Annotated in this window: 13 protein-coding genes; 4 read left to right on the plus strand and 9 right to left on the minus strand. The window is 73.0% G+C overall.

Features of this window, described 5'->3' with window-relative positions:
• Position 1 precedes the first annotated feature (1 nt).
• Positions 2–1,474, minus strand: a complete 1,473-nt coding sequence (locus U5640_RS03775) for a sugar transferase (protein ID WP_340374372.1) — start codon at positions 1,472–1,474, stop codon at positions 2–4.
• A gap of 164 nt (positions 1,475–1,638) precedes the next feature.
• On the opposite strand from U5640_RS03775, the gene U5640_RS03780 reads away from it, so the two are divergent.
• Complete coding sequence (locus tag U5640_RS03780; RefSeq protein ID WP_340374373.1) at positions 1,639–1,854, plus strand: dodecin; 216 nt, start codon at positions 1,639–1,641, stop codon at positions 1,852–1,854.
• Positions 1,855–1,869: 15 nt separating this feature from the next.
• Here U5640_RS03780 and U5640_RS03785 read toward each other — a convergent pair whose 3' ends face one another.
• Positions 1,870–2,361 carry a hypothetical protein gene (locus U5640_RS03785; RefSeq protein ID WP_340374374.1) on the minus strand — a complete coding sequence of 164 codons (492 nt, stop codon included), beginning with the start codon at positions 2,359–2,361 and terminating at the stop codon, positions 1,870–1,872.
• A 72-nt stretch (positions 2,362–2,433) separates the two neighbouring features.
• Between U5640_RS03785 and U5640_RS03790 the strand changes: the two genes are divergently transcribed.
• Complete coding sequence (locus tag U5640_RS03790) at positions 2,434–3,447, plus strand: LLM class flavin-dependent oxidoreductase (RefSeq protein ID WP_340374375.1); 1,014 nt, start codon at positions 2,434–2,436, stop codon at positions 3,445–3,447.
• A gap of 10 nt (positions 3,448–3,457) precedes the next feature.
• On the opposite strand, the gene U5640_RS03795 is transcribed toward U5640_RS03790, so the two are convergent.
• The 6 genes from U5640_RS03795 to U5640_RS03820 form a co-directional block, all read right to left on the minus strand.
• On the minus strand, positions 3,458–4,525 hold the full coding sequence (locus U5640_RS03795) for an NAD-dependent epimerase/dehydratase family protein (protein ID WP_340374376.1): 1,068 nt from the start codon (positions 4,523–4,525) through the stop codon (positions 3,458–3,460).
• Positions 4,526–4,536: 11 nt separating this feature from the next.
• On the minus strand, positions 4,537–5,409 hold the full coding sequence (locus U5640_RS03800; protein ID WP_340374377.1) for a lysophospholipid acyltransferase family protein: 873 nt from the start codon (positions 5,407–5,409) through the stop codon (positions 4,537–4,539).
• Positions 5,409–6,191: a GNAT family N-acyltransferase gene (locus U5640_RS03805; RefSeq protein ID WP_340374378.1), complete on the minus strand. Its 783-nt coding sequence runs from the start codon at positions 6,189–6,191 to the stop codon at positions 5,409–5,411. Before U5640_RS03805 ends, U5640_RS03800 begins: the two co-directional genes overlap by 1 nt.
• A 153-nt stretch (positions 6,192–6,344) precedes the next feature.
• Entirely contained in the window at positions 6,345–7,091 is a 747-nt protein-coding gene (locus U5640_RS03810; RefSeq protein ID WP_340374379.1) for a succinate dehydrogenase/fumarate reductase iron-sulfur subunit, read from the minus strand.
• The gene (locus U5640_RS03815; RefSeq protein WP_340374380.1) at positions 7,088–9,034 is read right to left on the minus strand and encodes a fumarate reductase/succinate dehydrogenase flavoprotein subunit; all 1,947 of its coding nucleotides are present in this window, start codon (positions 9,032–9,034) and stop codon (positions 7,088–7,090) included. The genes U5640_RS03810 and U5640_RS03815 overlap by 4 nt, the downstream gene beginning before the upstream one ends.
• Positions 9,035–9,036: 2 nt before the next feature.
• On the minus strand, positions 9,037–9,708 hold the full coding sequence (locus tag U5640_RS03820; protein WP_340384914.1) for a succinate dehydrogenase: 672 nt from the start codon (positions 9,706–9,708) through the stop codon (positions 9,037–9,039).
• A 132-nt stretch (positions 9,709–9,840) separates the two neighbouring features.
• On the opposite strand from U5640_RS03820, the gene U5640_RS03825 reads away from it, so the two are divergent.
• Complete coding sequence (locus U5640_RS03825; RefSeq protein WP_340374381.1) at positions 9,841–10,725, plus strand: LysR substrate-binding domain-containing protein; 885 nt, start codon at positions 9,841–9,843, stop codon at positions 10,723–10,725.
• A gap of 8 nt (positions 10,726–10,733) precedes the next feature.
• On the opposite strand, the gene U5640_RS03830 is transcribed toward U5640_RS03825, so the two are convergent.
• Positions 10,734–11,627 (minus strand): NAD(P)H-binding protein, encoded by an 894-nt coding sequence (locus tag U5640_RS03830; protein WP_340374382.1) that lies wholly within the window; start codon positions 11,625–11,627, stop codon positions 10,734–10,736.
• A 124-nt stretch (positions 11,628–11,751) separates the two neighbouring features.
• Here U5640_RS03830 and U5640_RS03835 point away from each other — a divergent pair, with 124 nt between their 5' ends.
• Positions 11,752–12,597 carry a LysR family transcriptional regulator gene (locus tag U5640_RS03835; RefSeq protein WP_340374383.1) on the plus strand — a complete coding sequence of 282 codons (846 nt, stop codon included), beginning with the start codon at positions 11,752–11,754 and terminating at the stop codon, positions 12,595–12,597.
• Positions 12,598–12,609: the final 12 nt, after the last annotated feature.

Raw genomic sequence — 12,609 nt, forward strand, 5'->3', positions numbered from 1 at the left:
CCTAGTAGGCGCCCTGGCCGTTGAGGACCGCGCGGACGGTGCGGGCCATCACGTTGACGTCGCCGGACAGGGACCAGTTGTCGACGTAGCGCAGGTCCAGGGCGACCGTCTCGCGCCAGGACAGGTCCGAGCGTCCGCTGACCTGCCACAGTCCGGTCAGGCCCGGCCGGACGTTGAGCCGGCGCATCTCGACGCCGTTGTACTTGACGACCTCCTCGGGCAGCGGCGGGCGCGGGCCCACGAGGGACATGTGCCCGAAGAGGATGTTGAAGAGCTGGGGCAGCTCGTCCAGGGAGTAGCGGCGCAGGACGCGTCCGACCGGGGTGACCCGGGGGTCGCGGCGCATCTTGAACATGTGTCCGTCGTTCTCGTTCTGCTGCTCCAGCCCGCTCTTGAGCCGGTCCGCGTCGACCACCATGGTGCGGAACTTCCACATCGCGAACCGCATGCCGTGCCGGCCGACCCTGGTCTGGCGGTAGAGGACCGGGCCCGGTGAGCCGAGCCGGACGGCCAGGGCCAGCAGGAGCAGCAGCGGCGAGAGCAGCAGGAGCAGCAGCAGGGCACCCACCCGGTCCACCGCCGTCTTGGCGGCGGCGTGCGCACCGCGCTGGAGCGGCGGGGCGATGTGCAGCAGGGTGAGCCCGGCCGCCGAGGTCAGCCGCACCCGGCGGCGGGCCACGTCGGTGATGCCGGGGAGCACCATGAGCGAGCGGCCCCGGTCGTGCAGCGCCCAGGACAGCCGGCGCATCCGCTCGCCGTCCAGGTGCGGGCCGGGCGCCACGAAGACCAGGTCGGCGCCGAGTTCGTCGGCCGCGCCGAGGACGACGGAGGCGTCCGCTTCGGGTGTCTCGGGTGCCTCGCGGGTCAGTTGCGCGCACACGGGGACGCCCGAGGTCACCTCGTCCTCGCCGACCGGGCAGGCGCCGACGATGACGAACTCGTGGTCGGTGCGCTGGGCGAGCTGTCCGACCACGGCGTCGAGGGCCGAGGCCTCCCCGACGACCAGCACATGGCGCAGGGCGCGGGCGTTGCGGCGGGCGGCCAGCAGATGACGGTGGATCAGCTTCTGACAGACTCCCGTGGCCACCAGGGCGGGGAGGAGCGCGGTGAACGCCTCGGCGGGCACGCTCTGCAGTCCGCAGACCACCCGCAGCGTGGCCAGGGCGCCGACCAGGACCAGCCAGTCCCGGGCCACGGCGCGCAGGCCGCCTCCGTCGCCCCAGGCGGCGGGGGTGTACCGCTTGCTCGCCACCCCGATGAGCGGCCACAGCAGGGCCGCGGCGGCCGCCAGCCGCAGGGGGTGGGGCTCATGGACCTCCACGATGGTCGCGGCGACCGGCAGGGCCGCGGCGGCCAGGTCGACGCCGACGGCGAACGGGCCGTACCAGCGGGCCCTGGTCCGCACACGCGGGACGGGGTGGCGCGCCACGGGAATCGGCGCCTGCCGGGACATCGCGATTCTGAACCGGCGCATGGTTTCCTTCGAACCCCCACTCGCAGATCACATTCCTCACATGATCCTTATATCACCGCGTGGGTAGGAAAATAGGCTTTTATCGCCCGGTGGGGAGCGGCGTGGCATGGCGGTGCGTCGCGGGTTGGGGCACGGTGGAGTGACACGGCCGAGAGGAGCACCCGATGTCGAACCACACCTACCGGGTCACGGAGATCGTCGGCACCTCGCCGGACGGCGTCGACCAGGCCATCCGCAACGGCATCGGCCGCGCCTCGCAGACGCTGCACAACCTGGACTGGTTCGAGGTCACCCAGGTGCGCGGCCAGCTCGAGAACGGCGAGGTCGCGCACTGGCAGGTGGGTCTGAAGGTCGGCTTCCGCCTGGACGAGTCGGACTGACGGACCGGTCCGGGATCAGGTACGGCCCTGTCCCTCCTGCGCCTCGCGCAGTTCCGGAGACGGCGCGCTCCAGCGGGCGAGCACGACCCGGAATCCCGCCCGTTCGGCGTCCTGGCACACCAGCGCGTCGTCGTCCACCAGCAGCCGCACCTCCCGCGACCGGGCGAGCCGGCGCAGGATCTCCAGCTTGGTGCGGCGGGCCGGCCTGCGGTCGTCGTTGCGCCGCATGTACACCCGTCCCCCGGGCAGCCCGTGCGCGGCCAGCCACGCCAGCGTGTCCCGCCGGCAGCGCTCCGGCCGGCCGGTGAGGTAGACGACCTCGCACTCCTCGGCCTGCCCCCGTGCCAGGGCGACGCCTTCGGGGATCGGCGGGTCCGCGGGCGCGGCGGCGAAGAACGCGTCCCAGTCGCGCGGCCTGCTCTCCAGGAACCGCTGCCGGTGGGCCGTGTCGGCGAGGGTGTTGTCCAGATCGAACACGGCGATCGGCCGTCGACTGCTGTCGGTCACGGCCCCATTCTCCACCGGAACTTCCGTGGGGAGCCGTGGGAATCCCGTGGAACGTCAGGTGTTGGACCAAGTATGAGTTCCGCGATCGCACCGGCCCGCTTCTCCCTCCTCGATCGGTCCCGGATTCGGGAGGGGCACGGCGCGGCACAGGCGCTGCGGGACACCGTGGCGCTGGCGCGGGAGGCCGAGCGGCTCGGATTCCACCGCTTCTGGGTCTCCGAGCACCACGGGGTCCCCGGCGTCGCGGGCTCCGCGCCCACCGTCCTCGCGGCCGCCGTCGCGGGAGCGACCCGCACCATCCGGGTCGGCACCGGCGGGGTGATGCTGCCCAACCACCGGCCCCTGGTGGTCGCCGAGCAGTTCGGGGTCCTGGAGTCGCTCTTCCCGGGACGGATCGACATGGGGCTGGGCCGCTCGGTGGGCTTCACCGACGGGGTGCGCAGGGCGCTCGGCCGCGACAAGGACGACGCCGACGACTTCGCCGCCCAGCTCGCGGAACTCCTCGGCTGGTTCGGGGGCACCTCGCCGACGCGGGTGCACGCCTACCCCGCCGAGGGACTGACGGTGCCGCCGTTCGTGCTGGCCCTGGGCGAGGGCGCGGCGATCGCGGCCCGCGCGGGCCTGCCCCTGGTGATCGGCGACCTCCGGGACCGCGAGAGGATGCGGCGCGGCATCGACACCTACCGTGCGCTGTTCCGCCCCTCCCCCTGGGCGTCCGAGCCGTACGTCGTCGTCTCCGGCACGGTCGCCGTGGCCGCGAGCCAAGAGGAGGCCCGGCGGCTGCTGCTCCCGGAGGCCTGGTCGATGGCGTACTCCCGCACCCACGGGACCTTCCCGCCGCTCCCGCCCGCCGAGTCGGTGGAGACACGCACGATGACCGCGAAGGAACGCGGCTTCTACGACTCCGGCCTGTCCGGCCACATCGCCGGCACCGAGGACCAGGTGACGCACGAGCTGGACACCCTGCTCCAGGAGACCGGCGCGCAGGAGATCCTCGTCACCACCAGCACGTACGACCGTACGGCGCTGCTGGACTCCCACCGGCGGCTGGCCGGGATCGTGCACCGGGCGAGGAACAGCGGGTGACCGTCGGTCCCTAGTGCCGTCGGCGGCGCCGGTGTTCGCTCCAGGACCGGTGGTGGTCCAGGAGAGTCTCCTCGATCGGGCGGTAGGTGAGGCCCAGTTCCTCGGTGCTGCGGCGGTTGTCGACCCGGAACCGGATGCCGAGGTGTCCCCGGATGTAGTCCTGCGAGAGACCGAAGGCGGGGCCCAGGATGCGGACCGGCCAGTGCGGCAGGGCGGTGCGGGGCAGGCGGAGGTCGCGCGGGTGGTGCCCGCGGAGCAGCCGCGCCATCTGGTGGAAGGACGTCATCTCCTCGGCCGCGAGGATGTACCGGCCGTGGGCGTCCGGGTGCTCGGCCGCGGCCACATGGGCGGCGGCCACGTCACGGACGTCGACCGTGGTGAAGCTGAAGTCGGGGGCGCCGTAGAAGAAGTAGCCCTTGAACAGCTCGTCGAGGAGGAAGAGGCTGCCGGAGTCGGAGGCGGGGGTGAGGGAGGGACCGAGGATCAGCCCGGGGTTGAGGGAGACCATCCGCCAGCGGCTCTGCGCGGCCTCGGCGTCCCAGGCGGCCTGCTCCGCCACGGTCTTGGCGTAGTGGTACGGGTTGTTCTCCACCGTGCTGGTGGTGTTGACGTACTTCTCCGTCAGGACCCGGCCGTCCATGCGGTCGACGTCCGCGTAGTCGCCGAAGATCGCGCCCACCGTGGAGGTGAACACCAGGCGCTCCACCGTCTCGGCGCGCTCCACGGCCGCGACGACGTTGCGGGTGCCGTGCAGCGCCGGGTCGACGACGTCCCGCTGCCCGTCCTTGATCTTCTCCGGCATCAGGAAGGGCGAGGCCACGTGGAAGACGACCGAGCAGCCCTTGGCCGGCTCGTCGAAGGAGCCCTCCCGCAGCAGGTCCGCCTCGAAGAGGTCGAGCCGGCCGGGGTGGGCGTCCCGGAGGGCGCGCAGCGGAGCGAGCTTGGCCGTGTTCGCCGTGTCGCGGACCGTCGTACGCACCCGGTGGCCGCGCTCGAGGAGCTGCCGCACCAGGTGCGCCGCGACGAAGCCGCTGCCTCCGGTGACCAGGACCGTTCGGCCGGCCGGGCTTGTGCTCACGCGCGCTCCCCTCAGGAGGTCGGGACGCGCGCCATGATCCCATCCCGGGCGCCCGACGGCCCCCCGCTTGCGGGGAATTCACGGGACCCGCGCCGGTGCTCGTGCGGACCGGCCAGGACCCGTTCCCCGGCCGCCGCCGCGAGCGCCCTGCGGTCGGTGGCGCCGTCCGGTGCGAGCAGCGGGAGCACCTCGACCTCCGCGACCAGACCGCGCGCCGAGGCCACCCGCCACAGCGAGGCGAGCAGCGAGTCGTCGCCGACGTAGGCGGGCGCGGTGCTGGCCGCGCCGGCGCCGTCCCGGTAACGGATCCGCACCGGCTGGACCGGGACCCGGGCGTCGAGCGCGGCCTGGAACACCGCGCGCCGGAAGTGCCCCTGGGCGCGGCCGCACCAGGTGCTGCCCTCCGGGAACACCGCCACGGCCTGCCCGGCCCGCAGCACCCCGGCGACGGTGGCGACCGTGCCGGGCAGGGCGCGCAGCCGGTCCCGGTCGATGAACAGGGAGCCGTTCGCGGCCATCGCCCCCACGACCGGCCACGCGCGGATCTCCTTCTTGGCGAGCATCCGGGCCGGGCGGACCCCGGCCAGCAGCGGGATGTCCAGCCAGGAGATGTGGTTGGCGACGAGGAGCAGTCCGCCGGTGGCGGGCACGGGCTCGCCGGTCACCCGGATCCGCACCCCGGCCGCCCGGACGACGGTCCGGCTCCACCGCCGTATCGCCCCCGCCGGGATCCGCGCGCCGAACGGGGACAGGGCGACCCCGGCCAGTACCAGGACGACCACCGCGACGAGCCGCAGCACCGCCCGCGGTACGGCCGTCCAGGACGCCGTACCCTCCACGCACGCCCGCGGGGTGCAGGGCGCGCCGGGCAGCCAGACACTCATCAGGCGCTCGGTACGAGGGAGAGGAAGTGGCGCAGGTAGCGGGAGTTGACCCGGCGCATCGGCAGCAGCACGAACAGGTCGGCGACACCGAAGTCCGGGTCGTGCGCCGGCTCGCCGCACACCCAGGCGCCGAGCCGGACGTAACCGCGCAGCAGGGCGGGCAGTTCGGTGCGGGCGGCCGGGGCCGCGGCGGCGCCTTCCTGGGGGACCCACGGGAGCAGCGGGCGCACCCGGAACTCCTCGGGGGCCAGGTGCTTGGCGCGGGCCCGGTCCCAGGTGGCGGCCGCGAGGACGCCGCCGTCGGCGAGCGGGACCGAGCAGCAGCCGGCCAGCCACTCGTGGCCGCGGTCCACCATGTAGCGCGCGATGCCGGCCCAGATCAGGCCGATGACCGTGCCGTCGCGGTGGTCGGGGTGGACGCAGGAGCGGCCGACCTCGACCAGGCCCGGCCGGATCGCGTCGAGCCGGCCCAGGTCGAACTCGCCGTCGGAGTAGAGTCGTCCGGCGACCGAGGCGCGCTCCGGGGGCAGCAGCCGGTAGGTGCCGACGACCTGGCCGGTCTCCGCCTCGCGCACCAGCAGGTGGTCGCAGTAGGCGTCGAACGGGTCGACGTCGAGGCCCGGCTGCGGGGAGGACAGCAGGGCGCCCATCTCGCCGGCGAAGACCTCGTGCCGCAGCCGCTGCGCGGCCCGTACGTCGGCCTCGTCGCGGGCCAGGGTGACGGTGTAGCGGAGGGGTGCCGTGGACTGCTGGGGACGGTCGAGGGTGGAAACGCCGGTCATGGCTCACTCCTGGGCACGGGCCACATCGGGGACGGTGGCGCTCCCCCTGTTTCTCCCGACCCCGGTTGGCGTGGACGTGTCCGGTGCCGGGAGCGGGGATGTGGGAATGTTGAATGCCAGGCTTTCGGCCGTGCCGACGCTTTCCCCGTGCCGCTACCGCTTCGCCTTGCGGGCCGCCCGCAGCCACTCCTTGTTCATACCGGTGATGGACACCAGCGGAATCCCCTTGGGGCAGGCGGTGGCGCACTCCCCGGCGAGCGTGCAGCCGCCGAACCCCTCCTCGTCCATCTGCGCCACCATGTCCAGGACGCGGGTCTCGCGCTCGGGCGCGCCCTGCGGCAGCACGTTCAGGTGGTTGATCTTGGCGGAGGTGAACAGCATCGCCGCGCCGTTGGGGCACGCGGCCACGCACGCCCCGCAGCCGATGCACTCCGCGTGCTCGAACGCGAAGTCCGCGTCGGGCTTCGGCACCGGCGTCGCGTGCGCCTCGGGCGCGGCCCCGGTGGGCGCGGTGATGTAGCCGCCGGCCTGGATGATCCGGTCGAAGGCGCTGCGGTCGACCACCAGGTCCTTGATCACCGGGAAGGCGGACGCCCGCCACGGCTCGACGTCGATGGTGTCGCCGTCCGTGAAGGACCGCATGTGCAGCTGGCAGGTGGTGGTGCGCTCGGGGCCGTGCGCCTCGCCGTTGATGACGAGGGAGCAGGCGCCGCAGATGCCCTCGCGGCAGTCGTGGTCGAAGGCGACGGGGTCCTCGCCGCGCAGGATGAGGTCCTCGTTGAGGGTGTCGAGCATCTCCAGGAAGGACATGTCCGGCGAGACGCCGTCCACCTCGTACGTGGACATGGCGCCGTCGGTCTCGGGGGTGCGCTGGCGCCAGACGCGCAGGGTGAGCTTCATGCGTAGCTCCGCTGGGTGGGATGGACGTACTCGAAGACCAGGTCTTCCTTGTGCAGGGCGGGAGCCTCGCCGGTGGCGGTGAACTCCCAGGCGGCCGCGTACGCGAACTCCTCGTCCCGGCGGGCGGCCTCGCCGTCGGGGGTCTGGGACTCCTCGCGGAAGTGGCCGCCGCAGGACTCGGCGCGGTGCAGGGCGTCGAGGCACATCAGCTCGGCGAGCTCCAGGTAGTCGACGACCCGGTTGGCCTTCTCCAGGGACTGGTTGAACTCCTCGCCGGTGCCCGGGACCTTGATGCGGCGCCAGAACTCCGCGCGGATCTGCGGGATTCGCTCCAGTGCCTTGCGCAGCCCCGCGTCCGTGCGGGCCATGCCGCAGAACTCCCACATCAGCTCGCCGACCTCGCGGTGGAAGGAGTCGGGGGTGCGGTCGCCGTCGACGGACAGCAGCAGGTTCAGCCGGTCCTGGGTCTCGGCGAGCACCTCCTGGACGACCGGGTGGTCGTCGGTCACCTCGTCCTGGGCCGGGTGGCGGGCGAGGTAGTCGTTCACGGTGGCCGGGAGCACGAAGTAGCCGTCGGCCAGGCCCTGCATCAGGGCGCTCGCCCCCAGCCGGTTGGCCCCGTGGTCGGAGAAGTTGGCCTCGCCGATGGCGAACAGGCCGGGGACGGTGGTCTGGAGGTCGTAGTCGACCCACAGACCGCCCATCGTGTAGTGCACGGCCGGGTAGATCCGCATCGGCACCCGGTACGGATCCTCGTCGGTGATCCGCCGGTACATGTCGAAGAGGTTGCCGTACTTGGCCGCGACGGCCTCGCGCCCCATGCGCTCGACGGCGTCCGCGAAGTCGAGGTAGACGCCCTGGCCGCCGGGTCCGACCCCGCGCCCCTCGTCGCAGACGTTCTTCGCGGCCCGGGAGGCGATGTCGCGCGGGACGAGGTTGCCGAAGGACGGGTAGATGCGCTCCAGGTAGTAGTCGCGCTCGGCCTCGGGGATCTCGTGCGCGGGCCGGGTGTCGCCCTTGGCCCTGGGCACCCAGATCCGGCCGTCGTTGCGCAGCGACTCGCTCATCAGCGTCAGTTTGGACTGGTGGTCGCCGGTGCGCGGGATGCAGGTGGGGTGGATCTGGGTGAAGCACGGGTTGGCGAAGTACGCGCCGCGCCGGTGGGCCCGCCAGATCGCGGTGGCGTTGGAGTTCATGGCGTTCGTCGACAGGTAGAAGACGTTGCCGTAGCCGCCGCTGGCGAGGACGACGGCGTCCGCGTAGTACGTGTCGATCCTGCCGGTGATCAGGTCCCGGGCGACGATCCCCCGGGCCCGGCCGTCGACGACGATCAGATCGAGCATCTCGGTCCGCGGATGCATCTCCACGTTCCCGGCGGCGATCTGCCGCGACAGCGCCTGGTAGGCGCCGAGGAGCAGCTGCTGGCCCGTCTGGCCGCGGGCGTAGAAGGTCCGGGAGACCTGGACGCCGCCGAAGGAGCGGGTGTCGAGCAGTCCGCCGTACTCCCGGGCGAAGGGGACGCCCTGGGCCACGCACTGGTCGATGATCTCGACGGAGATCTGGGCGAGGCGGTGGACGTTGGACTCGCGTGCCCGGAAGTCGCCGCCCTTGACGGTGTCGTAGAACAGCCGGTGGACCGAGTCCCCGTCGTTGCGGTAGTTCTTCGCGGCGTTGATGCCGCCCTGGGCGGCGATCGAGTGGGCGCGGCGCGGGGAGTCCTGGTAGCAGAACTGGACGACGTGGTAGCCCTGTTCGGCGAGCGTGGCGCCGGCCGAGCCGCCGGCGAGCCCGGTGCCGACGACGATCACCGTGTGCTTGCGCCGGTTGGCGGGGTTGACCAGTCCGGCCTCGAAGCGGCGCTTGTCCCAGCGCTCGGCGACGGGGCCCGAGGGGGCCTTGCGGTCGACGAGCGGTTCGCCGGTCGTGTAGTCGGTGTAGGTCATGTTCAGCTCACCACTTTGGTCATGACGCCCACGGGTACGGCGAGGAAGCCGGCCGTGAGCAGCAGCGCGAGGACGTTCGCCGTGGCCTTCAGGGCGCGGTCGCGGGTGCGGCTGCCGACGCCCAGGGTCTGGGCGGCGCTCCAGAAGCCGTGCCGCACGTGCAGGCCGAGGGCGAGCATGGCGACGATGTAGATGACGTTGCCGTACCAGGTGGAGAAGGTGTCCACGACGTTCTGGTACGGGTGGCCCGGCTGGAAGCCGCCGCTGTGCACGGTGCCGGTGGTCAGGTCCAGGAGGTGCCAGACGATGAACAGGCCGAGGATGATCCCGCCCCAGCGCATGGTGCGCGTGGCGTAGGTCGTGCGGGCCTTGCGGTGCACGTACCTGCCGGGGCGTGCCTTGATGTCACGCCGGCTGAGCTGGTAGGCGGAGGTGGCGTGCGCGACCACGGCGACGACCAGCACCACCCGGACCAGCCAGAGCGTCCACTCCTCGTGCATGAACGGTTCGCCGACGGTGCGCAGCCAGTGGGCGTAGTGGTTGAACTCGCCGGGCCCGAAGAAGATCTTCAGGTTTCCGATCATGTGGACGACCAGGTACAGCAGCATGATCAGTCCGCTGACGGCCATCACCGTCTTCTTGCCGACGGAGGAGTCCCACACGGTGCGCGCCATCGACGGCCGTCGGTCCGTCCGCGTTGCCAGAGCCATGCCTCCAGACGCTAGGGCCGTTCGGCCCCATCGGTCCAAGACATGAAACGGCTCGTTTCCATAGGCGTCCACTATCGAGCCGCCTACCCTGGAAGGATGCAGTTCCAGCAGCTCCAGTACTTCGTGGCGGTGGCCGAGACCCGGCACTTCACCCGGGCCGCCGAGCGCGTCCATGTCGCCCAGCCGTCGCTGTCGCAGCAGATCAGGGCGCTGGAGCGGGAGCTGGGGGCGGATCTGTTCCTGCGGGCGCGCGGCAACATCACGCTCACCGACGCGGGCGAGGCGCTGCTGCCGCTGGCCCGGCGGATCCTGGCGGACACCGAGACCGCGCGGTACGAGGTGCAGGAGCTGGTGCAGCTGCGCAGCGGGCGGGTGCGGCTCGGGGCGACCCCGAGTCTGTGCACCGGTCTGCTGCCGGACGTGCTGCGCGCCTTCCACGACCGCTACCCCGGCATCCGGCTGCTGATCGAGGAGGGCGGTTCGCACGATCTCGTACGGCAGCTCGCCCGCGGCGCCCTGGACCTCGCCCTGGTCGTGCTGCCGCTGCCGACGCCCTCCCCCGCGCTGACCACGGTCGAGCTGCTGCGCGAGGACCTGGTGGTGGTGTCCTCCCCCGAGGCGCCGAAACCGGGCGACGGGCGGCGCACGGTCGGGATCGCCGATCTGGAGGGCGAACGTCTGGTGATGTTCCGGCACGGCTACGACCTGCGGGAACTGACCGTGGCCGCGTGCCGGGCGGAGGGCTTCGAGCCGGACTTCGCCGTCGAGGGCGGGGAGATGGACGCGGTCCTCGGCTTCGTCCGGGCCGGTCTGGGGGTGGCCGTCGTGCCCCGGATGGTGGCCGCCCGGGCCGGCCGGGGCCTGCGCGTCACCCCGCTCGCCCGGCCCGGTCTGCACCGGACGATCGCCCTCGCGCACCGCAGCGACGTGGCACCGCCGCGGGCGGCGCGCGAGCTCCAGCGGATGCTGCTGGAGCGCTGAGCCCCGGCTCAGGCCCGGAGGGCGGCCGGCCGGAACACCTCCTCGCACCACCGCCGGAAGGTCGTGGGCGCGGTGTCGGGCGTGCTGGGCTGTGCCGCGCCGTACAAGCCCTGGGTGTTCTGGGCGTCGACCATGTCGGAGAAGGCCCGCACCCACGACTCGGTGGCGCCGAGACGGTTCCAGCGCTCCGCGAGCTGCGCCGTGGTGGTGAACTCGACGCGGACGGGCCGGTTGAGCACCTCGGAGAGGACGCCGGCCATGCCTTCGGGAGTCAGGTCGTCGGGGCTGACCAGCGGCACGTCCTCCTGCCCGCGCCAGGAGTCGTCGAGGAGCAGGCGGGCTGCCGTGGCCCCGACGTCGCGCGTGGCGCACAGGCGCAGCACACGGTCGGGAACGAGCGGCGTGGTGAAGACCCCCGCGTCGCGGATCGAGGCCAGCTGGCGCAGCTCGTTCTCCATCAGGGAGGGCGGGCACAGGGCACGGTAGTGGACGCCCGTGGCGGTGATCGCCTCGTCCATGGCCAGCCCCGCGGAGATCAGTCCGGCGTTTCGGGCGACTCCGCGGCCGAGGGTGGAGACGGCCACGACCCGCTGCGGGCCCTGGGCCCCGATCACCTCGCACAGCGGCTCGGTGAAGGCCCGGAAGTGTCCTTCGACGCTGGCGGCGGCGGGGTTCGGCGGGACCAGCCAGAACACCCGGTCGGCGCCCTGGCCGGCCTCCTTCAGCACCGCCGGGTCCGCGTGCGACCCCTGGACGACCTCCACCCGCTCGCGCACCTCGGGGGCGAGGGCGGCCGGGTCCCGGACGATCACCCGGACCGGTGCGGGGCCCTCGGGGGCGTCGAGGAGGCGGGCGACGACCTCACGGCCGATCTGCCCGGTCGGAGTGGTGACGAGAATCATGAACTGCTCCTGGAACACGACGTGTCGGGACACCCTCGAGCCTGCTGCCGGGGCGTCCGTAACTGAAGGTCCGTCTCGCTCGCGCTTGTTACCCTCAGGGCAATGCCAAGGGGAGGTCAGGCCCGTGGAGTCCCGTCCGCTGCGCTACTTCGTCGCCGTCGCCGAGGAGCTCAACTTCACCCGTGCCGCCCAGCGGCTGGGCATCTCCGCGCCGCCGCTGTCGCGGGCGATCCGCGCACTGGAGGAGGAGCTGGGCGCCGCGCTCCTCGAACGCACCACGCACAGCGTGACGTTGACGCCGGCGGGGGAGGTCCTGCTGCCGGAGGCCCGGTTCGCGCTGGAGGCACTCGAGGCCGCGGGGCGGCGGGCCCGGCGGGCGGCCGCCGCCGGACCGAAGCTGGAACTGGCCGTGAAGGCCGACGGCGACGGGGGGCTGCTGGAGCCGATCCTCGCGCGGTACGCCGCCGACCCGGCCGCGGTGCCGGTCTCCGTCCGGCTGTGCGCCTGGCACGAGCAGTCCCGGCTGCTGCGGCGGGGCGAGGCCGACGCCGCCCTGGTGTACGAGCCGTACGACCGCGTCGGTCTCGACGCGGAGGAGCTGGCCGTCGAACCACGTGTCGCCGCCCTCGCGACGCGCCATCCGCTGGCCGGACGGGCCGGGCTGTGCCTGGCCGACCTGGGGCTGCGCGCCGACACGGTGTACGCGTACCTCGACGCGGTCCGCGGCAGGGGCGCCGACCTCGCGCAGCTGCTCACGCTCGTCGCCCTCGGCGAGGCCGTCCCCCTGCTGCCCGCGTCCGTCGCCGGCCGCTACCCGCGCCCCGGTGTCGTCTACCGCCCGGTCCGGGACGCGCCTCCGGCCGTGCTGGCCGTCGCCTGGCCCCAGCAGTCCCGCTCCACGGCGACGGCGGCCCTGGTACGGGCGGCGGTCGCGGTGGCGGACGAGCGCGGGGCGCGGGCGGCGGGCTGAGCGACGTCCCCC

The organism is Streptomyces sp. SS7 (genome assembly GCF_037993025.1).
In the GTDB taxonomy this organism is placed as follows: domain Bacteria; phylum Actinomycetota; class Actinomycetes; order Streptomycetales; family Streptomycetaceae; genus Streptomyces.

Bases quoted from the DNA above. Each gene is read 5' to 3' on its own strand.
- U5640_RS03820 (WP_340384914.1), bottom strand. From the start codon at position 9,708: ATGGCGCGCACCGTGTGGGACTCCTCCGTCGGCAAGAAGACGGTGATG.
- U5640_RS03825 (WP_340374381.1), top strand. From the start codon at position 9,841: ATGCAGTTCCAGCAGCTCCAGTACTTCGTGGCGGTGGCCGAGACCCGG.
- U5640_RS03775 (WP_340374372.1), bottom strand. From the start codon at position 1,474: ATGCGCCGGTTCAGAATCGCGATGTCCCGGCAGGCGCCGATTCCCGTG.
- U5640_RS03830 (WP_340374382.1), bottom strand. From the start codon at position 11,627: ATGATTCTCGTCACCACTCCGACCGGGCAGATCGGCCGTGAGGTCGTC.
- U5640_RS03800 (WP_340374377.1), bottom strand. From the start codon at position 5,409: ATGAGTGTCTGGCTGCCCGGCGCGCCCTGCACCCCGCGGGCGTGCGTG.
- U5640_RS03780 (WP_340374373.1), top strand. From the start codon at position 1,639: ATGTCGAACCACACCTACCGGGTCACGGAGATCGTCGGCACCTCGCCG.
- U5640_RS03805 (WP_340374378.1), bottom strand. From the start codon at position 6,191: ATGACCGGCGTTTCCACCCTCGACCGTCCCCAGCAGTCCACGGCACCC.
- U5640_RS03790 (WP_340374375.1), top strand. From the start codon at position 2,434: ATGAGTTCCGCGATCGCACCGGCCCGCTTCTCCCTCCTCGATCGGTCC.
- U5640_RS03810 (WP_340374379.1), bottom strand. From the start codon at position 7,091: ATGAAGCTCACCCTGCGCGTCTGGCGCCAGCGCACCCCCGAGACCGAC.
- U5640_RS03815 (WP_340374380.1), bottom strand. From the start codon at position 9,034: ATGACCTACACCGACTACACGACCGGCGAACCGCTCGTCGACCGCAAG.